Raw genomic sequence first — 25,225 nt, forward strand, 5'->3', positions numbered from 1 at the left:
CGGCGGCACCGCGGGGCACGGTCGCCGGCGCCGCGAGGACGAGCGGCCCCTCGCCAGCGGCGCGGGGACGGAAGAGGACCTGTTCGCGGTAGCGGACGAGGGCGTGCCGGCCGTGACCGAGCCGGTCGCGCCGTACGACGGCTCCGCCGACCAGGCCGGACCGCACCTGGGCGGGAGCGGTCACCGCCGATGATCCGTGGTTTCCGGGCGGGCTCGGGGCGCAGGTCGCCCCGGGCCCTCGCCGTCACGCTCACCGCCACGCTCGCCGCCACGCCGCTGGCGACCACGGCGGCACCGGCCATCGCCCACCCCGCCGCCGCCCACGCCGCGACCGCCCAGGTCCGCGCCGACGAAGTCCGGGCGGCACAGTGGTACCTGGACGCGATGGGCGTCACCGAGGCGCACCAGATCACCCAGGGTGAGGGCCAGGTCATCGCGGTCCTGGACAGCGGCGTGAACCAGAACTTCCCGGACCTGGCCGGCAGCGTCCTGCCCGGCGTGGACACGTGGACCAGGGACCGGAAGGGCTGGGTCACCGAGAACAGCCACGGCACCAAGGTCTCGGCGATCGCCGCCGGGCACGGCCACGGCGCGGGCGGCGCGGCCGGCATCCTCGGGATCGCGCCGAAGGCCAAGATCCTGCCGATGGGCGTGTGGCCGCCCGGCCAGCTCGGCAGCCGCGCGAAGGATCTCGCGGTCAGCATCCGGTACGTGACGGACCACGGCGCGACGGTCATCCTGGTGGCCGGCGGCGGGTCCGGCGACGACTCCCTGACGGCGGCGGTGAAGTACGCGTACGACAGGGGCGTACCGGTGGTGGCGTCCGCGGGCAATCCCGACGACGCGACAATCATCGCGCCGGCCTCGTGCAACGAGGCGATCGCCATCTCGGGCACGAACCGGAAGGGCGACTGGGCCAGCAACGCGTCGGTGTGGGCGCACGGCATCGACTTCGCCGCCCCGGCGACCGACATCATGGTGCCCAACGACAAGGACTCCGGCTACTACCCCGGCAATGGGACCAGCTTCTCGTCGGCGATCGCCGCCGGCGCGGTGGCGCTGCTGCGCAGCAGGTACCCGAGCCTGTCCGCCGAGCAGATCTTCCAGCAGCTCAAGGACACCGCGGTCGACAAGGGCGACCCCGGGTACGACGTGAAGTACGGCTGGGGGTCGATCGACCTGATGGCGGCGCTCACCACGCCGCCCGGCAGCAAGCCCACCGCCAGCGCGACGCCGCGCTCGACGTTCACCCCGCCGCCGCCGATCGCGGACGAGGGGCGCAGCCTCGGCACCAAGCTGGGCATCACGATCGCGGCCGTGGCCGGCTTCCTGCTCGTGGTCGGCGGGCTGGTCGCGCTCGTGGTGCGGGCCGCCGTACGCCGCCGGCGCCGCAGCGGTGCCCCCGCCTGACATCAGCGGACCCCGGTACCCGAAGAACCCGGCTACCCGAAGAACCCCGGCGGCCTCTACGCGTACGAGGCCGCCGGGGTCTTCGGCATACCTGGACCCAAGCTGCGCCGGCGACCCGCGCGTGGCGAAGGAGTACGCGGACTCCTGACCTGGAGGCGGTGCTCCCGGGCCTCGGCCGCCCGGCGTGAGATCCCCGGCGGCCCGGCTGGAGTTCGACCCCGGCGGCCGGTACCGCCGTGCCGTCGAGCGGTGAGGTCCGGCGGCGGTGACTCAGATGTCGCTGGGCGGCAGCCAGGCGAGCTGGACCAGGCGGGCGCCCTCGCGGCGGGTCACCAGCCAACCCCGCCCCGGTGGCATCCGGGTCGGCCGGACGCCGCCCAGCAGCACACCCTCGTCCCGCTGGCCGGACATCACGATGCCCGGCGAACCCACCTCCCGCAGGCGGGCGATGAACGTCTCGAACATCGCCCGGCCGGCGCCGCCGCTGCGCCGGGTCACCAGCAGATGCAGGCCGATGTCGCGGGCCTGCATGGCGTACTCCAGCAGCGGCATCAGCGGATTCATCGACCCGCCGGCGACCAGGTCGTAGTCGTCGATCAGCAGGAACAGCTCCGGACCCGTCCACCAACTGCGGTTGCGCAACTGCTCCGCGGTGACGCTGCCGCCCGGCAGCCGCTCCCGCATCGCCGCGACCACCTGCCGGACCACGTCCTCGGTGGCCTGCGAGTTGCTGGCGTACCCGATGAGGTGGTCCTCGGAGACCGCCCCGAGCAGCCCGCGCCGGTAGTCGATCGCGATGATCGCCGCCTCGTCCGGCGTGTACCGCTCGGCGATGCTGCGCGCCATCGCCCGCAGGAACGTGGTCTTGCCGCACTCCACGTCGGCGAAGAGCAGGAAGTGCGGCTCGTTCGCGAAGTCCAGGTGGACCGGGCCGAGGTCGGCCTCCGCGATGCCGATCGGCACCCTCCACTTGGACGTGCCGCGGCGGGGCGGCTGCGGCAGGCTCTCGAAGGCCACCTTGTCCGGCAGCAGCCGCACGGCCGGGGCGGGCGCGCCCTTCCAGCTCTCGCGGACCGCCTCCACCAGGCCCTCCAGCCCTTCGCTGGCATCCTCCGAGGTGCTGCGCCCGTCGATGCGGGGCAGGATCGTGAGGCTGTGCATGGCCTCCGGGGTCAGGCCCCGGCCGGGGCGCTCCACCGGCACGTTCGCCGCGGCCCGGCGCCCGTGCATGGAATCCACCGGGTCGCCGAGGCGCAGCTCGAGGCGGGTACCGAACAGGTCGCGGATCTGCGGGCGCAGGTCCATCCACGTGGTGGCCGCGCCGACCACGTGCACGCCGAACGACAGGCCCCGGGTGGCGATGTCGGTGATGGTCGGCTCCAGTTCCTCGAACTCGCCGCGCAGCGTGCGCCAGCCGTCGATGATCAGGAAGACGTCGCCGAACGGGTCCTCCGGGTAGCGGCCGGCCCGGCGCAGGTTCCGGTACGACTCCATCGAGTCGATGCCGTGCTGGGCGAACTGCGCCTCGCGGTTCTCCATCAGCTGGTAGACCTCGGCGACGGTGCGGCGCACCTGGTCGGCGTCGAGCCGGGTCCACGCGCCGCCGACGTGCGGCAGCCCGCGCAGCGCGAGCAGGCCGCCACCGCCGAAGTCCAGGCAGTAGAACTGGGCCTCCTGCGGGGTGTGCGTCAGCGCCAGCGAGCCGACCAGCGTGCGCAGCTCGGTGCTCTTACCGGACTGCGGGCCGCCGATGATAATGATGTGGCCGGCCGCGCCGGCCAGGTTGAGCCACAGCAGGTCGCGCCGCTGCTCCAGGGGCTTGTCCACGATGGCGACCGGCACCTGGAGCCGGCCGGCCAGCTCGGTGCGGCTCGTGGTCAGGCCGCGCGCCGGGTCGGTCACCAGCGGGGACAGGCACTGGTCCAGGGTGAGCGGCAGGTCCAGCGGCGGCAGCCAGACCTGGTGCGCCGGCGGGCCCTGCCCCTCCATCCGGCCGACCAGGATGTCCAGCATGCTCTCGCCGAGCACGTCGTCGTCCGCCGGTTGCGGCTCGGGCGGCAGCTCCGGCTGGACCGCCGGCTCCACCTCCTCCGGCACGTACAGCGCCACCGGGATGATCGGCTGCCCGCCGGCCCGGCCGACGCGCCGTTCGGTACCCGCGTAGGTGCCCGAGACGTACGCCGCCTTGAACCGCACCAGCGGCTCCGCGCCGTATTTGAGGTACCCGTGCCCCGGCGAGCGGGGCAGCTCGGCGGCGTCCGGCACGCCGAGCACCACCCGGGACTCGATGGCCGAGAACGTCCGCAGGCCGATCCGGTACGACAGGTGGGTGTCCAGGCCGCGCAGCCGGCCCTCCTCCAGGCGCTGCGAGGCCAGCAGCAGGTGCACGCCCAGCGACCGGCCCACCCGGCCGATCTGCACGAACATGTCGATGAACTCCGGCTTGGCGGTCAGCAGCTCGGAGAACTCGTCGCAGATGATGAACAGGCTGGGCAGCGGCGCGAGCGCGGCGCCGGCCGCCCGGGCCCGCTCGTAGTCCCGCTGCGAGGCGTAGTTGCCCGCCTTGCGCAGCAGTTCCTGGCGCCGGATCAACTCGCCGTTGATGGCCGCCTCCATGCGGTCCACCAGCGAGATCTCGTCGGCCAGGTTGGTGATGACCGCGGAGGTGTGCGGCAGCCGGTCCAGCCGGGTGAAGGTCGCACCGCCCTTGAAGTCGACCAGCACGAAGTTGAGCACCTCGGAGCTGTGCGTCGCCGCCAGCCCCAGCACCAGGGTGCGCAGCAGCTCGGACTTGCCCGAGCCGGTCGCGCCGACCAGCAGGCCGTGCGGGCCCATGCCGTCCTGCGCGGACTCCTTGATGTCCAGCTCGACCGGCAGCCCGTCCGGCGACAGTCCAATGGGGACGCGCAGCTTGTCCCGGTTCGGGCGGGGGCGCCAGTGGGCGGCCGGGTCGTAGTGGAACGGGTCCCCCAGCTCCAGCAGTTCGGTGAGGGTGGTGACGGTAGCCAGCGGCTCGTCGGTGCGGGAGGCGGCGGACATCCGCAGCGGGGACATCTGCCGGGCCAGCGCCTCGGCCTGCTCCACGGACAGCTCGTCCGGGCTGCCCACCACCTTCGCGGCGTCCATCGTGATCGTGCTGAGCTGGCCGGCCGCGTCGATGTCGAGGATCAGCACGCTGTCGTCGAGGGTGCGCGGCGGCTGGCCGCCGACGTCGATGACGGTGACGCCCTCGATGCCGCCCTCGGTCATCAGGTGCGCCGAGCCGGTGGTCTCCCCGCCGTCCAGCACCACGAGCAGGTGCGGCCCGTCCAGCGGTGGGTTGTTTGGGTTGAACCGGGGCCGGCTGCCGAGCACGTCCTCCAGCAGCGACTCCAGCGCGCTGGCGCCGCGGCTGATCAGCCGGACCTGGCCCAGCGCGTCGGTCTTCGTGGGGTGCAGGGCGTGCGGGAGCCACTTGAGCCACTCCCACCGGGACAGGTACTCGGTGGCGCAGCAGACCGCCACGTACAGGTCGTCCGGGGCGTGGAAGGTGCCCGCCTGGGCCACCATCGCGCGGACCAGGGCGCGCGCCCGCTCCGCGTCACCGCGCACGTAGACGCGGGCGAAGCCGCGCAGCGCCACCGCGACCGGTAGCTGCTTCACCACCGCGTAGGTGGTGACGAACCGGCGCAGGGCGGCCGCGGACAACGGCTCCAACTCGTCCACCGGCGCGGTCGGCGACGGGCGCAGCGGCGTGGCCAGCCGCAGCGGGCCGAGCCCCATGCGCAGCACGCCGAAGTCGCTGTCGGTCGGGCGGCGCTCCCACAGCCGGGGGCCGTCCGCGACCCACCACAGCGTGTCCGGGTCCGGGTGCCGGTAGAACATCGCCCGGCGCTGCTCCCGGACGGTGCGCCGCACGCCGCGCCGCAACTGGCCGAGCCGGCGCAGGTAGTCCCGGCGCAGGCCGAGCGACTCGCGCTTGCTCACCTTGCCGCTCTGGCCGAGCATCGTCACGCCGACCATGCCCAGCATGGACACGCCGAACAGCCCGCCGGTCACGTACTGGAGGGTGCCGCCCCGGCCGGAGGTGAACATCAGGGCCATCGCGGCGGACCCGGCCAGCATCGGCACGACCATGACCATCTGCGTCCACGCCGCGCCCTGATTGGTGGCCAGCGTCGGCGGCGCCTCCAGCGACACGTCGCCCTCGGGCAGCGGCGGCCCCGGCCGGCGCGGCGGCCGCTTGACGACCTGGATGCCCATGAACCGTGTTCCTCCCCGTTCGGTTGGCCGCCGCGGGCGGCGGCGGGCGGCGCCCCACTGCTAGTTTGACGGCACCGGGGCACCTCGCGCCGCCCCGCCTGCACTTCACGTTCGCGGCTGTCTATTTGGAGTTCGCCTGATGAGCGCCCCAACCGGACTCGGCCTCGCGCGGGTAACCATAGCCGCGCCAGGCCGACGAATCGACATCGCGCTGCCGGAGCACCTGCCGCTGGCGGAGTTGATGCCGACGCTCCTGCATCACCTCGGTGAGGGCATGCGCGACGCGGAGGCAGACACCAGTGGGTGGAACCTGTGCCGCACCGACGGCAGCCGCCTGCTGTACCAGCGCTCGCTCGCCGCGCAGCAGGTCCGCGACGGCGAGGTGCTGCACCTGGCGACCCGGGAGAAGGACTGGCCGGAGCCGGACTACGACGACCTGGTGCTGGCCGTCGCGGAGGGCACCCGCCGGCTGGGCCCCGCCTGGCACGGCGGCCTGACCCGCTCCGCCGCCGTCGCCGGCGCCGCAGCCGGCCTGCTCGTCGGGCTGGTCGTGCTGGCGCTGTCCGGTCCACCGTGGCCGGGCGCCGCGCTGGGCGCGCTCGTCGTGGCGCTGGTGACGCTGGTGACCGGCACCGTTCTGTCCCGCGCCGCGGCCGACGCCGGCGCCGGTGCGGCCATCGCGGCCGCGGGCCTGCCGTACGCGTTCGTCGGCGGGGCGCTGCTGCTGGCCGGCACCTCGGGCCGCGCCGCCCTCGGGCCGGCGCACCTGCTGGCCGGCGCCGCGGTGCTGCTGCTGGCCAGCGTCATCGGCTTCTTCGGCGTCGCCGACCGGCTCTGGCTGTTCGTGGCCGGCGTGGTGGCCGCCCTGCACGCCGCGCTCGCCGCCCTGCTCGCCCTCACCCCGCTGGACGCGGTCGGCGCCGCCGCCGGCGTGGTCTGCGTGGCGCTGCTGGTCATGCCGCTGTCGGCGCTGCTGTCCGTGCGGCTGGCCCGGCTGCCCATGCCGGACCTGCCGCAGAACGCCCAGGAACTGCTCGCCGACAAGCCGCTGCCGCCCCGCGAGCACGTCTTCGCCACGGTCGCCCGGGCCGACGAGGTCTTCGCCGGCATGCTGCTCGGCACCGCCGTCACCGCCCTGGCCGCCCAGGCGTACCTGGTCTTCGGGGGCCCCTCGGCCCGGCTGCTCGCCGCGATCGTGGCGGTGCTGCTGCTGATCCGGTCGCGGTCGCTGACCCGACCCCGGCACCGCGCGCCGCTGCTGGTGAGCGGCGCCCTCGGCCTGTCCTTCGGCGCCGCGGCGATCGTCCTGTCGCAACCCCAGTCCGTCCGCCCGATCCTGGTCGCCGCGGTCCTGCTGCCGATCGCGCTGGCGGTGGTCGCCGCGGGCGCCCGGTACTCCCGCCGCCGCCCCAGCCCGCAACTGGCCCGGCTCGTGGACGCGCTCGAGTTCGTGCTCGCGATCGCCGTCGTCCCGGTCGCCCTCGTCGTGCTGGGCCTGTTCGCCTACGTGCGCTCGCTGGCCGGCTGACGACCCCGCCCCGCTCGCGCGGTCCTCGTTCGACGCTCGTTGACGCGACCGCCGCGGGTTGGGCGCCGGCGGCCCGGGGTAGGAACTACGATCGCGGCCGGCGGCGATCCGCGAGGGAAGACGTGACGGTGACTCGATCGGGATACACCGACCAGGAGTGGGGTCTGCTCGTCGGGCTGCCGCAGAGCGTGGTGGCGGCGGCCAGCGCCGTGGAGGCGGACGGCGTGCGGCGCACCGCGGCCGAGTCGAACGCCGGGCTGGAGACCATCGCGGACGGGCGGGACTCGGGGAGCCCGCTGGTGGAGGCGGTGGCCACGGCGATCGTGGGTGAACTGGGCGACCCGGACGACCTGCTCCCGGGCGGGCAGGGCGTCGAGGAGTTGCCGCCGATCCGCCCGGCGGACCCGGACGGCCTGGTGCGGGACGTGCTGGACCGGGCCCGGGAGGCGTCCCGGCTGCTGGCGGAGAAGGCGGAGCCCGAGGAGGCGGCGGCCTACCGGCACTGGCTGGTGGGCGTCGCGGAGGCGGTCGCCGAGGCGGCGGCCACGGGCGGGCTGCTGGGCCTGGGCGGGGAGCAGGTGAGCCCCTCGGAGCAACGCTTCGTCGCCGACCTCTCCACGACCCTGGGCGCCTGACCCCGCGCCCCACCCGATCCAGGCACCACGACGCCAAGGTCGCCGGGGAAGTGAGCGGGGAGGGTGAGGGGGCGAGTGAGGGCGGGGTGAGTGGGTAAGGGGGTCGCATGCGCCGACCGGATGAGATCGAGACGACCAAGGACATTGAGTCCGACGGCATCCCGCCCTACGCCGACGAGGACACCGACGCGTACGACGACCTGGGGCAGCGGGGGCTGGAGGACGGGCCGCCGGCGGTGCCCGGCGGAGCGCCGGACGCGGTCGACCGGTTCGGGACGACCGCCGAGGAGCAGCGGGTCGGCGAGGATCTGGACGCGAAGCTGGCGCAGGAGGAGCCGGACGTCGAGGTCGGCTCCCCCGCGGGCGACCCGAGCCGGCGGCTGACCGACGAGGCGACCGCGGAGCGGGCCACCGAGGAGTCGACGCGGGACGCGGACGTGCTCGACGACGGGCCGCCGCTGGCGTCGAACCCGGGCTCGCCGGTGTCGCTGTACGACCGGCCGGACGTGCCGGGTGGGGCGGATCCCGCGGTGGGCCGGCTGGTGCAGCCGGATTCCGGGTTCGGTGAGGACACCGACAAGGAGGAGATCGCCCTGGACTCCGGTGAGCGGACCGGCGAACTCCCGGAGGAGCGGGCGATGCACCAGATCGGCGAGGACGACCTGTAAGGGCGACGGGGGCGGCGCCGGTACCGAGGGTGCCGGCGCCGTTACCTTTGCCTTTGCCCGTAGCTGTCCCGAGACGTGACGGGACCACCCGAAGTTGGTCCATTCTCGTAGACTGCCCGGCGTGGGAAAGCTGGCAGACGTCTACGACCGCATTTCCGTGACCGCCAAGTCGCCCGACCGTACCGTCTCGATCACGGCGACGGGGCGGGGTCAGGTGCGGGTGGAACTGGCGCCGGACGTGGCCCGGGTCCACACGGACGAGTCCCTCCAGCGGCAGTTGAACGCGACGGTGCGGGTGGCCGCGGCGGCGCTGAAGCAGGCCATGTCGCGGGCGTACCAGGTCGCCTTCCCGGAGAGCGCGCAGCCGTCGTGAGGCGGACCGCCACCACCGTCGCCACCGCGCTGCTCTGCCTGGCGGCGGGGGCGTGCACCGGGGACGCCGCGGAGAACAGGGCGCCGGACCCCACCGCGAGCACGGCGACCGCGCCGGCCGGCGGGCCGGAGAGCGGCGGGCCGGCGCCGAAGGCGTTCGCCGCGCCGCTGCCCGACTGCGAGACGATGGTCAAGCACTATCCACAGGGGATCTACCGGTCGGTAGGGCCGTACCCCGGCGAGACGGGCGCGCCGCCGTCGGACGACCTGGAGTACCGGTACTGCAACACCGCCGGGTACGCGGCGGCGGACGGTGAGGTCGTGCTCACCACCGTCATCACGATCTATCGGCCGAAGACCGAGCCGTACCGGGGCATCCCGGTGGCGGCCTGGCAGCCGAAGCAGACCGACGCGCTGATCGCCGAGGGGTGCCCCGGCGCGGCCGCGGCGGCCTGGGCGGGCGGCGACGGCGGCAAGCGCTGCGCCACCGACCTCGGCGCCGTGGTCGTCGGCGCCGGCGGCGGCGCGGTGCTGCGGGCGCAGGTCAGCGGCAAGCTGCCCCGCGCCCGGCTGGAGTCCGCCGCCGACCGGATCGGTCGCGCGGTGCTGAGCGAGTTGAGCTAGGGGAGGATCCGATGAAGTCCGCCGCGGAACGGCATGTCGAACTCGTGGAGCGGCTGCCGGTGCACGCGACGTCGGCGCGCGGCTACGTGGAGGTGGACCGCGCCGAGAATGGCGACATCAGCGTGAAGCTGCGCAACCAGGCCCTGCGCCGGCTGAACCACGAGGAACTCGCGGCGGAGATCAGCGGAGGGCTGGAGGCGGCGCTGCGCGAGTACAGCAGGAAGAGCCATGAGACGCGGCGGCGACTGGTCGGCGCCGACTTCGAGCGCGACATTCTGGGGGTGGCCGAATGAGCCTGACCGTCGAACTCCAGGCCCTGGTCAACAACGGTAAGGAGCGGTACGAGGACGCGATCGTCTGCGACGCGATCAAACAGTACGTCGGGCACGTGGGCGCGGTCCCGGACTTCGCCTGGGGTGAGATGCCGTGGTCGGCGAAGTGGAAGGCCGACTGGCATACCGCCGTCGAGTCGCGCATCACCGAGGCCGGCACGATGCGGGACACGCTCGGCACCACGGGCGGGAACCTGATCCAGGTGGCGGCGGACTACTCGCACTCGGACATCGAGGCGAAGCTCGACTTCGATATCTCGGCGGAGAACTCCGCGCTGACGCCGTTCCTGCTCGGCACGAAGAAGGCCGGCGACTCGGTCTCCGGGCACCCGGGCGGGCACGCCGGCCCCCCGGCGTACTTCCCGGGCGGGAACTACGGCGTGAACATCCCGGACGACAACCCGGACGGCAAGCGGCTGAACTACCTGTGGAAGGACGGCCAGCTCAACCACATCCCGGCGGAGATGGGGCCGCCCGGCTTCAAGCACTCGTTCACGGACATCGTCGAGGCGCTGGAGACCCCGGGCCACCGGGATCTGACGAACTTCGTCAACGAGCACTACGAGACGCTGACCAAGGCGGAGAACATGGTCGAGCAGTACGGGGGCGGGCTCACACAGCGGCCGTCCACCGACTTCATCGACGACGTGGTCAACGCCTACCCGGGCATCATCAAGAACCGCGCCGACCTGCTGTACATCGCGAAGAACAACTACGACGAGATGCGCAAGGAGATGGCGCTCGAGACGGACACGCTCAAGCTGTACTGGGCCAGCGAGAGCGCGTCGCAGGCGTACTTCGTGCACGCCAACAACATCCTGCGGTACTTCGACGGGGTGGGTGGCGAGATGAAGTGGCTGGCGGACGAGGGCAAGAAGGCCGCCGACACGATCGACAAGCTGATGCTGGCGTACGCCAAGGTCGGGTTTGAGAAGATCGGTCAACTCATCGACCAGATCAAGGCGGTCAGCGACGCGGCGAACAGCCTCACCGGCAGCGTGGACGACCCGGTGAAGGCGCTGACCGCGACCCTCAACCTGATGGTCACCCAGATGTTGGCGGACTGGAAGGCGGCGAACGAGGCGGCCCAGTCGATGCTGAGCATCACCGAGACGGCCATCTCCGGCCAGCCGGACCTGGGCACCTCGGAGCATGGCGCCATCCCGTTCCCGCAGGACGGTTCCGGCGGCCAGTGGACCAACGGCGGCCAGTGGAAGCCGGGCCAGCGCAACGTCCCGGTGCCGACCGCCTGACGCGCGGGCGCCTCAGTCGGCTTCCTCCCGGAGCAGGCCCAGAAGGGCCTGCTCCGCGGCGTGTTGGTCCCGCTCCCCCCGGGTCTGGCCGGTGCCGGCGGGCACGCCGTGCGGGCTCACCACCACGCCGTCGCGGTACAGGTCGAGCACCCGGGGGTCCACATAGGAGGTACGGGCCACCGTCGGCGTGTTGCCCAACTGCTCGCCGACCAGCCGCATGGCGGCCGTGATGGACTGGCGTCGGGCCCGCTCCGACCGCTTCGGACCGGCGCCGGCCAGTTCCACGGCGGCCAGCACGGTCGCGTGCCAGGTGCGGAAGTCCTTGGCGGTCATGTCCCCGCCGCTGGCCTCCCGCAGGTAGCCGTTGATGTCGTCGCTGTGCACGTCCCGCCACTGCCGGCCGTCCCGGTAGGCGAACAGCCGCTCGGCGCCGCGGCGACGCCGGCGCAGCGCGTTGAGCACCTCGCACACCTGCGGGTCGCGGACGGTCTGCACCCGCTCGATACCGCCCTTGGCCACGTACTCGAAGACCACGCAGCCGCGGGCGGCGCGGGCGTGCTCGGGGCGCAGCGTGGCGATGCCGTAGCTGGGTTCGTCCCCGTTGGCGTACTCGTCGCCGCCCACCCGGAACAGGCCCAGATCCAGCAGGCGGGCGGTGAGGGCGAGCACCCGGTCGCGCGGCATCCCCGTCAGACGCAGGTCCTCGGTGGCGCGCTTACGCAACTGGGGCAGCCGCTCGGCCACCTCCAGCACGTGGTCGAACTTGGCGGCGTCCCGCTTCGCGCGCCACCGCGGGTGGTACAGGTACTGCCGGCGCCCGGCGGCGTCGATGCCGGTGGCCTGGATGTGGCCGCGCGGATCGGGACAGATCCACACGTCCCGCCAGGCCGGCGGGATGACCAGGTCGCGCAGGCGGCCCAGTTCCTCCGGCTCCCGGATCGGGTTCCCCGAGAGGTCCAGGAACGTCACCCCGCGACCGCGGCGGCGCCGGGTGTACCCCGACGCCGAGGGGTTGCTGCGCCGCAGGCGCATGGCGGAGCGCTACCTCGCCGGCGCGGGGGCCGCCGCCTGTTCCGCCCGGGCCACCGCGCCAAGCACCTCCTCGACGTCGATAGCGGCCAGCGCCGGATGCGGGCCGGAGGCGGGGGCGGGTTCGGCGGCGCGCTCGCCGCGCCAGAGCACGCGGTGCCACGGCCGGTCCTCCGGTGGCCCCCAGCGGCCGGGTGACACCTGGCCGAACAGCAGCACCGACGGCGTCCGGTAGGCGGTGGCCAGGTGACCGGCGCCGGTGTCGCCGCTGACCACCAGCCGGGCGTTGGCGATCAGGGCGGCCAGGTCACCGACGTCCGTGCGCCCGGCCAGCACCGCCCGGTCGGGCAGCCCGGCCCGGTCGGCGATCTGCCGGCACGCGTCGTACTCGCCACTGGTGCCGGTGATGACCACGCGGTGCCCGTCGGCGGCGAGGGACCGGGCCACCTCGGCGTACCGCTCGGGCGGCCAGCGGCGGGCCGCCGCCTTCGCCCCCGGGTGGATCACCGTGGCGCCGGTGGGCACCTCCGGCCGCCCGCTCGGCTCGGGGCGGCGCAGGTCCAGGTCGTGCGGGTCGGTCTCGACGCCGTACCAGCTCAGCATCCGGCACCACCGCTCGACCTCGTGCTCCTCGTCCTGCCACTGTGGACCATCGGTGAACTCCGCCGCCGGGCAGGCGAACGCGTACGTCCGGTCGGCGGCGGCGCCGGACAGCAGGCGGTGCGACTGCGGGCCGCGGCCGTGCAGGTTCACCGCCAGGCGCGGCGGGCGGAACTCGAACCGCCGGGGCCGCAGGTCGTCCAGGTCCACCGGGACGATCCGGTCGACGGCGCCGGTCAGCACGGCGAGCGGCGCGAGCGCCGGCGGCGCCGCCAGCGCGATCGCCTGCTCCGGGTGGGCGTGACGCAGCCCGCGCAGGGCCGGCGCCGCGGTGGCCAGGTCGCCCACGCCCAGGGCGCGCAGCACGAGGATCATGGGTACGACGTCTCGGTCGGCGCGCAGAGGACCAACTCGCGTACGGCACTGCCGGGCGGCTGGGTCAGCGCGAACATGACAGCGGCGGCCACGTTGGCCGGGTCGTTGAGGATCGCGTCCGGCCCCGGCTTGTACCGCGGATCCCGGTCCTCGAAGAAGTTGGTCTTCATGCCACCGGGAATCAGCAGCGTGACGCCGACCGTGCCGGCCAGTTCCGCGGCCAGCGCCCGGGTGAAGCCGACCACCCCGAACTTGGCCGCGCAGTACGCGGTGGCGTCGCTGACCGCCTTGACGCCCAGCGTGGACGCGATCGTCACCACGGTGCCACGGGACTGTTCCAGGTGGGGCAGCGCCGCCCGGACCACGGCGGCGGTGGCGAGCAGGTCGACGGCCACGATCCGCTCCCAGGTCTCCCCCGGCACGTCGGCGAGGCGGCCGGGCACGTCCATGCCGGCGGCGGTGACGACGGCGTCCAGGCCGCCGGCCTCCTCGGCCAACCGCCGGGTGGCGCTCTCCGCGGCGCGGGTGTCGGCCAGGTCGACCAGCAGGTGCGGGACGCCCTCGGCGGGGCGCTGGCGGTCCAGCACGTACGGCCGGCCGCCGGCCTTGGTCACCTCCGTCACCACGGCGGCGCCGAGGCCGCTGGCGCCGCCGGTGACGAGTACGGTCCGCGACATCGCATCACTCCTTAACGCTGGCAATGATCTTGGTGGTGGAACGCCCCGCCAGGTAGGGCACGATCACGGTCTGCCCGCCCCAACCGGCGACCAGCTCGGCCTCCGGCAGATCCGGGGTGTCCGACGGGCTGCCGCCGGAATAGTCGCCACCCTTGACCCACACGTCCGGGCGCAGCCGGGAAAGCACCGCGTGCGGCGTCGACTCGTCGAACACCACCACCGCGTCGACGCAGCCCAGCGCGGCCAGCAGCCGCACCCGGTCCGCCTGCGGGACGACCGGGCGCTCGGGACCCTTCAGGGCGGCCACGCTGGCGTCCGAGTTGAGGCAGACGACCAGGCAGTCGCCGAGCTGGCGGGCCGCCTCCAGGGTGGCGACGTGCCCGGCGTGCACCAGGTCGAAGCAGCCGCCGGTGGCGACCACCGTCCCACCCCGGGCGCGGACCCGCTCCACCAGGTCAGCCGCGTCGTCCGGGCGGTCCTCGGCGCGCTCGGCCGCGGACGCGTCCACCCGGACCGCCGCCGCGCCCCCGACCGCCACGAAGTCCGTGGCCTCGGTGACCGCGCCCTCCACCGCCTCCGAGACCAGGGCGCCGCCGGCCAGCGCCACCGCCGCCGCCGAGGCGAACCGGTCGCCCGCGCCGCAGGCGTCTCCGGTGGCCCGGAACGGGGTCGGCACCACCAGCGGGGTCGGGCCGGCGTGGCTGAGCAGCACGCCGTCCGCGCCCATCGTCACGGCCACCGCGCCGGCCCGCCACCGCCGGCGCAGCTCCGCGGCGCCCCGCGCCGCCGCCGCCAGCCGCAGCCCGCCGTCCGCGTCGGTCAACCGCCGCAGCTCCGCCTCGTTCGGGGTGACCAGCCGGGCGCCCGGCGTCGGCTCGGGGCCGCGCGGGTGCGGGTCCCAGACGACCGGCACCGCCGGGTCGGCGAGCGCGGCCCGCAGCGGCTCCGACCGGGCGGTCCCCCGCCCGTAGTCGCTGACGAGCACCGCCGACGCCGAACGCAGCAGCTCGATCACGTGTGCCGGCACCCGGCGCGGCGCGGCGGACCCGTCGCCGCCCCGGTCCAGCCGGACCAGCACCCGGCCGTTCGCCCGCAGCCGGATCTTCTCCGCCGTCGGGCGCCGGGTCGGCAGCGCACACACCTGCACCCCCGCGGCGGCCAGCAGCTCGCGCAGGCGGACCGCCGGCTCGTCGTCGCCCAGCGTCGTCACCAGCGCCACGTCGTGCCCCCGCCCGGCGGCCAGGAGCGCGGCGAGCCCGGCCCCGCCAGGTCGGTCCACACTGGATCGCTCGGCGAGCACCGGCGCCGGGGCGTCCGGGCAGAGCCGATCCACGGTCCCGTCAACGTCCCGGTCCAGCAGGACATCCCCGATCACCACCAGCGGCCCGCTCACAGAGTCCGCCTCCCGCTCACGGGACAACCCGCGCTTCCGAATAGGACCGAATCAGGCCGAGCACCGTGGGCAGTGCCACCTCGACCTGCTCGCACAGCACGTGCGCCGCGACCAGGTGCAGTTCCTGCACCACCTGCCCGTCGGTGGACGGCACCGTCAGCGCCTCGTCGCACGCGGACGCCAGCGGGTTCGGCGCCGGCCCGGTGAACGCCCAGCGGCGCATCCCCAGCTCGGCAGCGGCCGCCGCGGCGGCCAGCAGGTTCGCGCTGCGGCCACTGCTGGAGATCAGCAGCAGTACGTCGTCCGGCCGGCCATGGGCGCGCACCTGCCGGGCGAACACCTCGGCGTACCCGTAGTCGTTGGCGATCGCGGTCAGCGAGGAGGTCTCGGCGTGCAGCGCGATCGCGGACAGCGCCGGCCGGTCGTCACGCAGCTTGCCCACCAGTTCGGCGGCCAAATGCTGCGCCTCCGCCGCGCTGCCACCGTTGCCGGCGACCAGCAGCCGCCCGCCCTGACCCACCGTCCAGGCCAGCGCCGTGCCCCAGCGCGCCAGCAGCGGCGCCGAGCGGCGGAACGGGCCCAGGGCGGCGGCCAGCGCGTCGACGTGGTCGTCCAGGAGAGTCTGCCGCTGCCCGCCCATCAGGCGACCGCGCCGGTCGGCCGGCGCAGCCGGCACAGCGAGGCGTACACCGAGGACAGTTGGGTAGCCGCCCGCTTCCACGAGTAGCAGCTGCGGGCCCGGTCCAGGGCGGCGGTGCCGTACGCCAGGCGGCGCACCCGGTCGTCCACCAGCCGGCGCAGCGCCTTGCCCAGCGCCCGCGGGTCGCGCGGCGACACCAGCGTGCCGGTCAGCCCGTCCACGACCGTGTCCAGCATCCCGCCCACGGCGCTGGCGACCACCGGCACGCCGCAGGCCATCGCCTCCAGCGGGGTCAGCCCGAACGGCTCGTACCAGGCGGCGCTGGCGAGCACGTCGGCCGAGCGGTACCAGCGCGGCATGTCCTCGCGGGGCACCGCGCCGACCAGCCGCACCCGGTTCGCCACGTCGCACTCGGCGGCCAGCGCCTGCAGTCCCTTGGCGACCGGGTCCCGACCCAGCTCGGCGCCGGGTGGACCGCCGACGATGACGCACTCGGCGTTCGGCACCACCCGCATCGCCCGGATCACGTCCGCGAAGCCCTTGCGCTCGACCATCCGCCCCACCGAGAGAATCACCGGCCGGTCCGGGTCGCGCGTCTGCGCCGGACCGTCCGGGGTGAACCGCTCGGCGTCGACCCCGGACGGGATCAGGCTGATCCGGGTGCGCGGCACGCCGAGCCGGATCAGCTCCCGCACCTCGTCCTGGCACTGGGCGACGACCCGGTCGACGGCGCCGCCGATGGCCCGCTCGTACCCGATGCGCAGCCGCGGGCTGGTGTCCATGGCGCCCTGGTGGCGCCGCTTCACCGAGCCGAGCGCGTGGAACGTCTGCACCACCGGCACCCCGATCGGCCGGCTCGCGGCGATCGCGGCCAGCCCGCTCATCCAGAAGTGGGCGTGGGTGACGTCCGGTTGCCAGTTGTCGTCCCGCCAGTGCTCGCCGACCCAGTCGCCGAACTCCTTCATGTGCGGCAGCAGCAGGTCCTTCGGCACGTACCGGGCCGGGCCGGCGGGCACGTTGACCACGCTGACCCCGTCGCCCATCGGCTGGGCGACCGGCTGGTCCTCCGCGTCCCGGCGGGTGTAGATGCGCACCTCGTGGCCGAGGTCTGCCAACGCCGTCGACAGGTCGGCGACGTGCAGGTTCTGCCCGCCCGCGTCCACCCCGCCGAGTTCGGCAAGGGGACTCGCGTGCTCAGAAATCATCGCGATGCGCATCTCTCCTCCTCCACAATGCGGTCCCAGTCGGCCAGGAATCGGTCCAGCCCGTAGCGGCCCCGCGCCACCCGCCGCGCGCGGGCGCCGAGCCGGCGGGCCGCCGCCTCGTCGTGCAGCAGCCACTCGGCCGCCTCGACCAGGGTGTCGACCTTCGTGGCCAGCACCCCGGCGTCCGGCGGCACGGCGACCACCGCCTCGGTGGTGGCCAGCCCCACCACCGGCATGCCCATCGCCATCGCCTCGATCAGGCTCAGCCCGAGCGAGGTCCAGCGGGGCAGGTGCAGGTACAGGCGGCGCCGCGCCAGTTGGGCGTGCATCTGCGCCTGGGTGGGGTCGTCGTACACGGCGAGCCGTTCGGGTGGCAGGCCCAGCCGGCCCGGCAGGCCGGTCACGCCCAGGCCGTACACGTCGACCGGCGCCACCGCCGCGAACCGGGGCAGCAGATCGGCGCCGAGCACGCGGAGCCGGCGGACCGGCTCGTTGGCGGCCATCCCGAGCCGGTGCAGGTCGCCGGTCCAGGAGGCGGCCGGCGGGCAGATGCCGTGGTCCACGACGGCGGTCCGGGTACCGCCCGCGTTCCACATCAGCGCGTTGAAGTCGGTGACGTGCACCAGCAGCACGTCGTCCCGGTTCGCCATCGGGTGGCGGGTCTCGGGCACCGCACCCTTGGGTGTGTTGTGCTCCACGTACACGGTGGGGAAGGTCCGCCCGGTCCACGCGTGGACCAGATCCTCCTCCTCGGGGCGCTGCAGGATGACCAGGTCGATGTCGGCGTTGGCCAGCCCGCCCGGCGTCACCTCGACCACCGTCTCCGGCCACGGGTAGGTACGCGCGCGGCCCAGCCCGTACGGGCCGCGGTCCGGGGTGACGGGCACCAGGTACCGGTGCTTGCCCTGCACGAACGCCGTCGTCCACGAGCCGTGGACGTGCCACAGCAGGATGTTCACGCGACCTCCTCCAGCGCCTGCTGGGGCATCCGGTGCGCCAACCGGTGCACGGCCGCCACCACCTCGGCGGGGTCCACCCTGGACAGGCAGGGATGGTCCGCGACCGGGCAGGTCGACGCCCTGGTGTGGCGGCAGGGCGCGGTGGCGTCGCCGAGCCGGACCCAGGGCACCCGGTACGGCCCCCACTGTCCGAACGGGACGGTGGGGGCGAACAGGCTCACCACCGGGGTGCCGGTCGCCGCCGCCAGGTGCGCCGGCCCGGTGTTGCCGACCACCAGGCAGGACGCCCGCGCGATGACCCCGGCGAGCTGACCCATGTCGGTGCGCCCGCCCAGGTCGATGCCGCCGCGCGCGGCCACCGAGGCGGTCAGCCGGCGCTCCCCCGGCCCGCCGGTGACCAGCACCCGGTGCCCGGCCGCCGCCAGCGCGGCGACGATCTCCCCGCACCGATCGGGCGGGCAGGCCCGGGCGGCGACGCTGGCGCCCGGGTGCACGACCACGAAACCCGGCTCGGCGGCCTCGCCGGGCGGCATGCGGTCCAGGGTGCGGTCGGCGCGCAGGCGCAGCCGCCCGTCGTCGTTCGGCGGCAGCGGGTACCCGGCCGCCACCGCCAGCGACAGCGCCCGCTCCGCCTCGGGGATGCCGAGCGGCACGCGGTGCCGCACGTCCAGCAGCGTGCCGGGGTAGTCGTCGCTGATCGCCGCGACCCGCGGCGTCCCGGCCATGCGCAGCAGCACGGCCAGCGGCAGCGCCGACTGGTGGAACGAGGTGAACACCACCGCCCCGTCCGCCCGCACCGCGGCCAGCCGGTCGATCAGCGCCTCCATCCCGTGGCGGCGCACCGGCTCGGGATCGGGGTCGATCCACGGCAGCCGGTGCTCGATGATCTCGTCGACGCCGGGCAGCAGCTCCGCACCCGCCCGGCCGCGCGGCCCACACAGCAGCACCACCCGGTCCGCGCCGGCCGCGAGGGCCCGGATCGCCGGCCCGGTGACCAGCACGTCGCCCGCCGAGTCGGCGCGCACGGCGAGCAAGGTGCGGGGACGGTGCCCGTGCCCCGCCCCCACGCTTCCGGTCGCCGGTTTGAGTATCCGCTGCCGGCGGAGGATCAACCCGGCCGCGGCATCGAGATCGCCGGCCACGGCGGGCGCCGCGGCCACCTCCTCCGCCCTGGTGACCTCCGTGGGCACCAGGATGCCGGTGGCTCCCGCCGCCCCCGCGGCGGCCATGTCCCGGCCGATGTCACCGACCACCACGCACCGGTCCGGCCGGGTTCCGAGCGCCGCCGCGGCGGCCAGGACGAGCCCCGGCGCCGGCTTGCGGCACGCGCATCCGGCATCGCCGTCGTGCGGGCACACCTGCCAGGTGTCGAACGGGCCGAGCAGTTCCTCCACCCGGGCGTTCACCCGCGCCAGGTCGTCCTCGGTGAACCGTCCCCCGGCCAGTCCGGACTGGTTGGTCACCACGCCGAGGCGCAGCCCGGCGGCGCGCAGCCGATCCAGCGCCGCGCGGGCGCCGGGCACCGGCCGGACCAGGTCCGGGTCGCCGTTGTAGGGCACGTCCTCGATGAGGGTGCCGTCCCGGTCGAACAGGACGGCCTCGAACAGGACTGCGTCGAGCAGCACGGCCGGGCGCGCGCCCGGTTCGGCGCCCGGGCGAGTCTGGTCCGGCGGCGGCTGCAACACGAGCTACGGGTGCCCGGGCCGGGAAATGCTAAACATCACCTGCCGCGGCACCGGCGTGTCGCGACGGGCCTCCGGGCTGGGCGGATGCATTATCCCCATGATCCAGTACTCGCCGCCCACCGGCCCGATTAGCTGACCAGGACCCGGGTACCAGCGCCGCGTGGCCGTGACGGAGCAGATCGTCGACGCACCTCCGGAGCGCGTGTGGCACGTGCTCGCCGACGGCTGGTCCTACAGCGACTGGGTGGTCGGCACGGCACACATCCGCGACGTCGACCCCGGCTGGCCCACCACCGGCTCCCGCATCCACCACAAGGTCGGCCCGTGGCCGCTGTCCATCCGGGACCACACCGTCGTCCTTGAGCATGACAACGGCCGCCGCCTGCTCATGCGCGCCCGCTTCTGGCCGTTGGGCGAGGCCGTCATCCACATCAGCCTCGCCGCCTTCGACGGCGGCCGCACCCGCGTCACCATGTCCGAGGAGTTCGCCGCCGGCCCGCTCCAGTGGCTCCGCACAAAGATCAACGACCTCGTCCTGCACGGCCGCAACCGCGAGTCCCTCCGCCGCCTCGCCGACTTCGCCGTCCACCGCGGCCCGAAGCCCTCGTGACGCGGTAGTGCCGCTACGGTGGCGGCGCGTGGTGGGCGCTGGCGCGTGGGTGTCACCGCTCAGCCACTGCCCGCGAGACTAGCTGGCGTAGATGCTGCGGTGGGCGGTCGCCAGGGCGGCGCGGTAGAGGGGGCCGGTGAGCAGGCGGTTGCGGGAGAGGGCGGCGCGGGCGGCGTTCGCGCCGGGGGCGCCGTGCACTCCGCCGCCGGGATGGGCCGACGAGCTTGCCAGGTACAGGCGGTCGACGGGGGTGTCGGCGCGGCCGAGGCCGGGGATCGGGCGGAGGAAGAGCTGCTGGTAGGCGGCGGAGGTGCCGCCGCCGAGGGCGCCGGCGACCAGGCTCGGGTTCTCCTGCTCCAGGTCGGCGGGGCCGGCGATGTGGCGGCCGGCGACGAGGGCGGCGAAGCCGGGTGCGGCGTCCTCCATGGTGGCCTCGATCCGGTCGACGTGCTCCAGCACGTCCTGGGCGGACCAGGTGGGGCGGTGCGGGAGGTGGGTGTAGGCCCACATGGACTCGGTGCCGGCCGGTGAACGGGTCGGGTCGGCGGTGGTCATCTGGCCGGTGAGCAGGAAGGGGCGGCGGGGGACCTGGTCGCGGGCCAGGTCGGCGGCGTAGTCGTCGAGGCCGGCGCGGTCCACGCCGAGGTGGACGGTGCCGGCGCCGGCGACGGCCGGGGTGCGCCAGGGGACGGGGGCGGAGAGCGCCCAGTCGATTTTGACGGTGGAGCCGTCCCAGCGGAAGTGGTCCAGGTCCTCGGCCAACCGGGGCGGCAGGTACTGCGCGCCGACCAGGTCGAGGTACAGGGCGGGGGCGGGGACGTCGGCGAGGACGGCGCGCCGGGCCCGCCAGCGGCGGCCGTCGGCGGTGAGCACGCCGGCGGCGGCGCCCCGGATGACGGGGACGCGTTCGGCGCGGGCGCCGTACTCGATGCGGCCGCCGCGGGCGAGCAGGCGGTCGACCAGCGCCTGAGTGATCCTGTACGCGCCGCCCTCGGGGACCGGGAAGCCGTACTGCTGGCCGAGCCCGACGAGCAGCCAGCCGAAGATTCCGCCGGCGGCGTCCCGGGGCGACAGGTCGGTGTGCATGGCGCACCCCTCCAGCAGCAGTTGGGCGCCCTCGCCGCTGAACAGTTCGTCGGCGAACGCGCGCGCCGGCAGCACCACCCGGCGGGCCAGCCGCAGGGCGCCCGCCGTGCGCAGGCCGCGCAGCAGGGCCACCCCCGCCCGCACCGGCGGGAACGGGGTGAACAGCGCGTCGAGCAGCTTCTCCGACACCTCCCGCCATTGCGCGTACGCGGCGAGCCAGCGCTCGTCGTCGCCGGGCGCGAAGGCGGCGACGGACTCGGCGGTGCGCACCGGGTCCCGGTTCAGGACCGCGGCCCGGCCGTCCGGGAACAGGTGGGCCAGGACGTCGGGGGCGTGCCGCCAGCGCAGGTCGTGGTCGGTGAGCCGCAGCGCGCGCAGGACCGGGGACGCGACGGCGAGCGGGTAGAAGGCGCTGTACAGGTCGGAGAGGTAACCGGAGGCGGTGACGGTGCCGGAGCGGACCGCGCCGCCGGGCGCGCCGGCCGCCTCGAGGACCTGTACCTCCCAGCCGGCGTCGGCGAGCAGGTTGGCGGCCACCAGCCCGTTGTGCCCCGCACCGATCACGACCGCGTCCGCCGCACCCATCTGCGCCGCCGTACCCCCGTACCACCCGCCGGAAACGTTTCGCCGCATCGGCCACGGGCATGGTGCCGCCCATGTACGAGGTGGAACAGCTTATCGCGGGCCAGTGGGGTACCGGCGCCGCGCAGCGCTGGTTGACGGTGACCGACCCGGCGGACGACAGCCCGGTCAGCCGGGCGCCGGTGGCCACGCCGGCCGACGTGGAGGGTGCCGTGAAGTGCGCCCGGGAGGCGTCACGGGAGTGGGCGCGCACGGCACCCGCCGCGCGGGCGGCCGCGCTGCACGCGGCGGCGGACGCGGTGGCCGCGGCGGCGGACCACCTCGCCGAACTGGTCACCCGGGAGATGGGCAAGCCGATCGGTGACGCCCGCGGCGGGGTGGCGGCCGGGGTGGGCACGCTGCGCCAGTACGCGGAGCTGGGGCCGCTGCACCGCGGCCGCTTGCTGGCCGGCGGGTTCGGCGCGACGGACCTGATGGTGTACGAACCGCGCGGCGTGGTCGCGGCGATCACGCCGTGGAACGACCCGGTGGCGGTCTCCTGCGGCCTGCTCGGCGCGGCGCTGGTGACCGGCAACGCGGTGGTCTACAAGCCGAGCGAGCGGACCCCGGCGGCGGGGCACGCGCTGGCCCGGCTGCTGGCCGCGCACCTGCCGCCCGGGGTGCTGTCGCTGGTGACCGGGGACGGCGCGGCCGGTGCGGCGCTGGCCGGCGCCGACGTGGACGTGGTGGCGCACGTGGGCTCGACCGAGACCGGCCGCTCCATCGCGGCGGCGTGCGCCCTGAGCGGCGCGAAGGCGCTGCTGGAGAACGGCGGCAGCGACCCGCTGATCGTGGCCGCCGACGTGGACCCGGGCTGGGCGGCGGGGCAGGCGGCGCTGGGCGCGTTCGCGAACGCGGGGCAGATCTGCGTGGCGGTGGAGCGGATCTACGTGCTGCGCGCGGTGGCGGAGCCGTTCATCGCGGAGCTGGCCGAGCGGGCGGCGGCGTTGACGATGGGCCCGGGCATGGATCCCGGCACGGATCTGGGCCCGCTGGTGGACCGACGGCTGCGCGACGCGGTGCACGCGCAGGTCGCCGCGGCGATGCGGGACGGCGCCCGACCGGTGACCGGCGGCGAGGTGCCGGACGGGTCGGGGGCGTTCTACCCGGCGACCGTGCTCACCGCGTGCACCGACGACATGGCGGTGGTCCGGGAGGAGACCTTCGGACCGGTGGCGCCGGTGGTCGTGGTGGACGACTTCGACGAGGCGCTGACCCGGGCCGCCCGGTCGCCGTACGGGCTGGCCGCCACGGTGCTGACCGGCTCGATGGCCAACGCGCAGCGCGCCTGGCGGGAGCTGCCGGTCGGCACGGTGAAGGTGAACTCGGTGTTCGGTGGGGCGCCGGGCGGCGCGGCGCACCCGCGGCGGGGCAGCGGCTCCGGGTACGGCTACGGCCCGGAACTGCTGGACGAGATGACCGCGACGAAGGCGGTGCACATCGGCGTACCCGGTTGACGAACGACCCGGCTGGGCCGGCATAAGCGCTCGCGCGACGTTTCCGGATGGTACGTATGGGGTATCCGGGACGCGGTGGATGGCGGGAGGCGCGGATGGCAACGCCGAGGGCACGACGGACGGACGCCTCCCCCGGCGCGCTGGTCCGGCACTTGGACGCCCTGATGGATCTCGCCGGCCAGCTCGTCCCCGGCGGCGTGGTGAGCAACCTGCGGGACCCGATCCGCGCGGTCGTGCTGGCGAAGAATTCCGCGAAGGTGCTGCTGAGCTTCGGTCTGCTCGGTGCGCTGTGGTCCGCCTCCGGGTACGTCGGCGCGTTCACCCGGGCCTCGAACGCGGTGTACGAGGTCGATGAGGACCGCCCGTTCTACAAGCTGCGCCCGCTCCAGCTCGGGCTGACCGGGATCGCCCTGGTGCTGATGGCGGTGGTCGCGCTGGTGCTGGTCGTCAGCGGGCCGGTCACCGACGCGATGGGCGACGCGCTGCGCCTGGGCGACACCCCGCGCCAGGTGTGGAGCGCCGGCAAGTGGCCGGTGCTGGTTCTCGTGCTGGGTGTGCTGCTGTCGCTGCTGTTCTGGGTCACGCCCAACGTCCGGCGGCCCCGGTTCCGGTGGCTGACCATCGGCGGCGCGGTCGCCCTGATCTGCTGGGCCGCCGTCTCGGTCGGCTTCGGTCTCTACGTGGCCAACTTCGGCTCGTACAACGCCACCTACGGCAGCCTCGGCGCGGTGGCCGCGTTCCTGGTCCGGTTGTACCTGTCCAACTGCGCGGTACTGCTCGGTGTCGAGGTCAACGCGGAACTCCAGCGCGGCCGGCGGATCCGGGCCGGCGAGCCGGTCCTGCCGACCAGGGAGCCGGCCGCCGGCGTTTGAGTGGGCGGCGCCCGGGTAGGCACAACAGGCATGGAACGGGGTAGCAGCAAGCACGGACCGCGGGTGGACGAGCAGATGGCCGCCGAGGTGCGCGGGCAGACGCAGGGCAACGCGCCCGCCGGCGCCCGGGCCGAGGAGTGGCACGAGCCGGAGCCCGCCGGCGACGACCAGCCGGAGGCCACCCTGATCCCGGACGGCGAGCGGCGCGGCAGCGCACCGGCCGGCATGACGGCCGAGGAGGTCGAGCAGCGCAGCGAGCTGGGTCGTTTCCTGCCGATGTCGGACTGGCCCGGCGACGCCGCCGGCCTGCGGGCCGCGGCCCGCGAGCGGAAGGCACCCGACCGGGTGCTGGCGCTGCTGGACCGGCTGCCCGAGGACCGCCACTACCGCACGGTGGCGGAGGTCTGGGCGGCGCTCGGACACGCCAACGAGACCCACCGCTGGTAACCCGACGAAGGGATGGTCGAGTCATGAGTTCTGTCGTCGAATCGGTGGACGTCGCCGTCCCGGTGCGCACCGCATACGACCAGTGGACCCAGTTCGAGGAGTTCCCCCGGTTCATGGAGGGCGTGAAGCGGATCGAGCAGACGTCCGACACGATGACGCACTGGGAGGTCGAGCTCGCCGGCGTCAAGCGCGAGTTCGACGCCCAGATCACCGAGCAGATCCCGGACGAGCGGGTGGCCTGGACCTCCACCGGCGGCACGAAGCACAACGGCATGGTGACGTTCCAGCGCCTGGACGACGGGCACACCCGGGTCACCACCCGGGTGGAGGTGGACCCGGAGGGCATCATCGAGCGGGTCGGCGACAAGGTCGGTCTGCTCAAGGTGCGGGTGAAGGGCGACCTGACCCGGTTCAAGGAGTTCATCGAGGCGCGCGGCACCGAGACCGGCGCGTGGCGCGGCGAGGTGAACCGCCCGGCGCCGTAACCCACCGGCCAACGTGCGGT

The 25,225-nt window shown here is 74.6% G+C and carries 24 protein-coding genes; 14 read left to right on the forward strand and 10 right to left on the reverse strand.

What is annotated here, in order from left to right:
• Both KJS59_RS01930 and KJS59_RS01935 read left to right on the forward strand, forming a co-directional pair.
• Window positions 1-193, forward strand: a 193-nt coding sequence (locus KJS59_RS01930) for a hypothetical protein (RefSeq protein WP_213450484.1), incomplete at its 5' end; no start/stop codon positions are given.
• Entirely contained in the window at window positions 190-1,410 is a 1,221-nt protein-coding gene (locus KJS59_RS01935; protein ID WP_213450485.1) for a S8 family serine peptidase, read from the forward strand. The genes KJS59_RS01930 and KJS59_RS01935, both read left to right, overlap by 4 nt.
• Before the next feature lie 270 nt (window positions 1,411-1,680).
• On the opposite strand, the gene eccCa is transcribed toward KJS59_RS01935, so the two are convergent.
• Window positions 1,681-5,652 (reverse strand): type VII secretion protein EccCa, encoded by a 3,972-nt coding sequence (eccCa, locus tag KJS59_RS01940; RefSeq protein ID WP_213450486.1) that lies wholly within the window; start codon window positions 5,650-5,652, stop codon window positions 1,681-1,683.
• Between the two features lie 139 nt (window positions 5,653-5,791).
• On the opposite strand from eccCa, the gene eccD reads away from it, so the two are divergent.
• The 7 genes from eccD (at window position 5,792) to KJS59_RS01975 (ending at window position 11,064) form a co-directional block, all read left to right on the forward strand.
• Window positions 5,792-7,180 (forward strand): type VII secretion integral membrane protein EccD, encoded by a 1,389-nt coding sequence (eccD, locus tag KJS59_RS01945; RefSeq protein WP_213450487.1) that lies wholly within the window; start codon window positions 5,792-5,794, stop codon window positions 7,178-7,180.
• Between the two features lie 128 nt (window positions 7,181-7,308).
• Window positions 7,309-7,815 (forward strand): hypothetical protein, encoded by a 507-nt coding sequence (locus KJS59_RS01950; RefSeq protein WP_213450488.1) that lies wholly within the window; start codon window positions 7,309-7,311, stop codon window positions 7,813-7,815.
• Window positions 7,816-7,922: 107 nt separating this feature from the next.
• Complete coding sequence (locus KJS59_RS01955; protein WP_213450489.1) at window positions 7,923-8,483, forward strand: DUF5709 domain-containing protein; 561 nt, start codon at window positions 7,923-7,925, stop codon at window positions 8,481-8,483.
• A 121-nt stretch (window positions 8,484-8,604) separates the two neighbouring features.
• Window positions 8,605-8,856: a YbaB/EbfC family nucleoid-associated protein gene (locus tag KJS59_RS01960; protein WP_213450490.1), complete on the forward strand. Its 252-nt coding sequence runs from the start codon at window positions 8,605-8,607 to the stop codon at window positions 8,854-8,856.
• A complete protein-coding gene (locus KJS59_RS01965; protein WP_213450491.1) occupies window positions 8,853-9,479 on the forward strand; it encodes a hypothetical protein in 627 nt (208 codons plus the stop codon). The genes KJS59_RS01960 and KJS59_RS01965 overlap by 4 nt, the downstream gene beginning before the upstream one ends.
• An 11-nt stretch (window positions 9,480-9,490) precedes the next feature.
• Window positions 9,491-9,772 (forward strand): hypothetical protein, encoded by a 282-nt coding sequence (locus tag KJS59_RS01970; RefSeq protein WP_213450492.1) that lies wholly within the window; start codon window positions 9,491-9,493, stop codon window positions 9,770-9,772.
• A complete protein-coding gene (locus tag KJS59_RS01975) occupies window positions 9,769-11,064 on the forward strand; it encodes a hypothetical protein (protein WP_213450493.1) in 1,296 nt (431 codons plus the stop codon). The genes KJS59_RS01970 and KJS59_RS01975 overlap by 4 nt, the downstream gene beginning before the upstream one ends.
• 12 nt (window positions 11,065-11,076) lie before the next feature.
• Here KJS59_RS01975 and KJS59_RS01980 read toward each other — a convergent pair whose 3' ends face one another.
• The 8 genes from KJS59_RS01980 to KJS59_RS02015 are packed head-to-tail and all read right to left on the reverse strand — an operon-like array spanning window position 11,077 to window position 19,627.
• Window positions 11,077-12,096 (reverse strand): DNA topoisomerase IB, encoded by a 1,020-nt coding sequence (locus KJS59_RS01980; RefSeq protein WP_213450494.1) that lies wholly within the window; start codon window positions 12,094-12,096, stop codon window positions 11,077-11,079.
• Window positions 12,097-12,105: 9 nt separating this feature from the next.
• Window positions 12,106-13,068, reverse strand: a complete 963-nt coding sequence (locus KJS59_RS01985) for a glycosyltransferase family 9 protein (protein WP_213450495.1) — start codon at window positions 13,066-13,068, stop codon at window positions 12,106-12,108.
• Window positions 13,065-13,745, reverse strand: coding sequence for an SDR family oxidoreductase (locus tag KJS59_RS01990; protein ID WP_213450496.1), 681 nt, complete (start codon window positions 13,743-13,745; stop codon window positions 13,065-13,067). The genes KJS59_RS01985 and KJS59_RS01990 overlap by 4 nt, the downstream gene beginning before the upstream one ends.
• 4 nt (window positions 13,746-13,749) lie before the next feature.
• Window positions 13,750-15,138 carry a PfkB family carbohydrate kinase gene (locus KJS59_RS01995; protein ID WP_213450497.1) on the reverse strand — a complete coding sequence of 463 codons (1,389 nt, stop codon included), beginning with the start codon at window positions 15,136-15,138 and terminating at the stop codon, window positions 13,750-13,752.
• 16 nt (window positions 15,139-15,154) lie between these two features.
• Window positions 15,155-15,778 carry a D-sedoheptulose-7-phosphate isomerase gene (locus KJS59_RS02000; RefSeq protein ID WP_213450498.1) on the reverse strand — a complete coding sequence of 208 codons (624 nt, stop codon included), beginning with the start codon at window positions 15,776-15,778 and terminating at the stop codon, window positions 15,155-15,157.
• Entirely contained in the window at window positions 15,778-16,995 is a 1,218-nt protein-coding gene (locus tag KJS59_RS02005; protein ID WP_213450499.1) for a glycosyltransferase, read from the reverse strand. The genes KJS59_RS02000 and KJS59_RS02005 overlap by 1 nt, the downstream gene beginning before the upstream one ends.
• Window positions 16,980-17,942: a glycosyltransferase gene (locus tag KJS59_RS02010; protein ID WP_213450500.1), complete on the reverse strand. Its 963-nt coding sequence runs from the start codon at window positions 17,940-17,942 to the stop codon at window positions 16,980-16,982. The genes KJS59_RS02005 and KJS59_RS02010 overlap by 16 nt, the downstream gene beginning before the upstream one ends.
• Window positions 17,939-19,627 carry an HAD-IIIA family hydrolase gene (locus KJS59_RS02015; RefSeq protein WP_376771109.1) on the reverse strand — a complete coding sequence of 563 codons (1,689 nt, stop codon included), beginning with the start codon at window positions 19,625-19,627 and terminating at the stop codon, window positions 17,939-17,941. The genes KJS59_RS02010 and KJS59_RS02015 overlap by 4 nt, the downstream gene beginning before the upstream one ends.
• A 160-nt stretch (window positions 19,628-19,787) precedes the next feature.
• On the opposite strand from KJS59_RS02015, the gene KJS59_RS02020 reads away from it, so the two are divergent.
• Complete coding sequence (locus KJS59_RS02020) at window positions 19,788-20,237, forward strand: SRPBCC family protein (protein ID WP_213450501.1); 450 nt, start codon at window positions 19,788-19,790, stop codon at window positions 20,235-20,237.
• Between the two features lie 78 nt (window positions 20,238-20,315).
• Here KJS59_RS02020 and KJS59_RS02025 read toward each other — a convergent pair whose 3' ends face one another.
• Complete coding sequence (locus tag KJS59_RS02025) at window positions 20,316-21,908, reverse strand: phytoene desaturase family protein (protein ID WP_213450745.1); 1,593 nt, start codon at window positions 21,906-21,908, stop codon at window positions 20,316-20,318.
• Window positions 21,909-21,979: 71 nt separating this feature from the next.
• On the opposite strand from KJS59_RS02025, the gene KJS59_RS02030 reads away from it, so the two are divergent.
• The 4 genes from KJS59_RS02030 (at window position 21,980) to KJS59_RS02045 (ending at window position 25,205) form a co-directional block, all read left to right on the forward strand.
• The gene (locus tag KJS59_RS02030) at window positions 21,980-23,401 is read left to right on the forward strand and encodes an aldehyde dehydrogenase family protein (protein ID WP_213450502.1); all 1,422 of its coding nucleotides are present in this window, start codon (window positions 21,980-21,982) and stop codon (window positions 23,399-23,401) included.
• Window positions 23,402-23,496: 95 nt separating this feature from the next.
• The gene (locus tag KJS59_RS02035) at window positions 23,497-24,273 is read left to right on the forward strand and encodes a YihY/virulence factor BrkB family protein (protein ID WP_249713794.1); all 777 of its coding nucleotides are present in this window, start codon (window positions 23,497-23,499) and stop codon (window positions 24,271-24,273) included.
• A 30-nt stretch (window positions 24,274-24,303) separates the two neighbouring features.
• Complete coding sequence (locus tag KJS59_RS02040; RefSeq protein WP_213450504.1) at window positions 24,304-24,720, forward strand: DUF2795 domain-containing protein; 417 nt, start codon at window positions 24,304-24,306, stop codon at window positions 24,718-24,720.
• Between the two features lie 23 nt (window positions 24,721-24,743).
• Window positions 24,744-25,205, forward strand: coding sequence for an SRPBCC family protein (locus KJS59_RS02045; RefSeq protein ID WP_213450505.1), 462 nt, complete (start codon window positions 24,744-24,746; stop codon window positions 25,203-25,205).
• The last annotated feature ends 20 nt before the right edge of the window (window positions 25,206-25,225 follow it).

This window comes from Rhizomonospora bruguierae (assembly GCF_018397995.1).
Taxonomy (GTDB): domain Bacteria; phylum Actinomycetota; class Actinomycetes; order Mycobacteriales; family Micromonosporaceae; genus Rhizomonospora; species Rhizomonospora bruguierae.

Excerpts from the sequence above, each read along its gene's own strand:
- KJS59_RS01935 (WP_213450485.1), top strand. The coding sequence starts at position 190 with ATGATCCGTGGTTTCCGGGCGGGCTCGGGGCGCAGGTCGCCCCGGGCC.
- eccCa (WP_213450486.1), bottom strand. The coding sequence starts at position 5,652 with ATGGGCATCCAGGTCGTCAAGCGGCCGCCGCGCCGGCCGGGGCCGCCG.
- eccD (WP_213450487.1), top strand. The coding sequence starts at position 5,792 with ATGAGCGCCCCAACCGGACTCGGCCTCGCGCGGGTAACCATAGCCGCG.
- KJS59_RS01955 (WP_213450489.1), top strand. The coding sequence starts at position 7,923 with ATGCGCCGACCGGATGAGATCGAGACGACCAAGGACATTGAGTCCGAC.
- KJS59_RS01970 (WP_213450492.1), top strand. The coding sequence starts at position 9,491 with ATGAAGTCCGCCGCGGAACGGCATGTCGAACTCGTGGAGCGGCTGCCG.
- KJS59_RS01975 (WP_213450493.1), top strand. The coding sequence starts at position 9,769 with ATGAGCCTGACCGTCGAACTCCAGGCCCTGGTCAACAACGGTAAGGAG.
- KJS59_RS01980 (WP_213450494.1), bottom strand. The coding sequence starts at position 12,096 with ATGCGCCTGCGGCGCAGCAACCCCTCGGCGTCGGGGTACACCCGGCGC.
- KJS59_RS01985 (WP_213450495.1), bottom strand. The coding sequence starts at position 13,068 with ATGATCCTCGTGCTGCGCGCCCTGGGCGTGGGCGACCTGGCCACCGCG.
- KJS59_RS01990 (WP_213450496.1), bottom strand. The coding sequence starts at position 13,745 with ATGTCGCGGACCGTACTCGTCACCGGCGGCGCCAGCGGCCTCGGCGCC.
- KJS59_RS02000 (WP_213450498.1), bottom strand. The coding sequence starts at position 15,778 with ATGGGCGGGCAGCGGCAGACTCTCCTGGACGACCACGTCGACGCGCTG.
- KJS59_RS02005 (WP_213450499.1), bottom strand. The coding sequence starts at position 16,995 with ATGCGCATCGCGATGATTTCTGAGCACGCGAGTCCCCTTGCCGAACTC.
- KJS59_RS02025 (WP_213450745.1), bottom strand. The coding sequence starts at position 21,908 with ATGGGTGCGGCGGACGCGGTCGTGATCGGTGCGGGGCACAACGGGCTG.
- KJS59_RS02030 (WP_213450502.1), top strand. The coding sequence starts at position 21,980 with ATGTACGAGGTGGAACAGCTTATCGCGGGCCAGTGGGGTACCGGCGCC.
- KJS59_RS02035 (WP_249713794.1), top strand. The coding sequence starts at position 23,497 with ATGGCAACGCCGAGGGCACGACGGACGGACGCCTCCCCCGGCGCGCTG.
- KJS59_RS02040 (WP_213450504.1), top strand. The coding sequence starts at position 24,304 with ATGGAACGGGGTAGCAGCAAGCACGGACCGCGGGTGGACGAGCAGATG.
- KJS59_RS02045 (WP_213450505.1), top strand. The coding sequence starts at position 24,744 with ATGAGTTCTGTCGTCGAATCGGTGGACGTCGCCGTCCCGGTGCGCACC.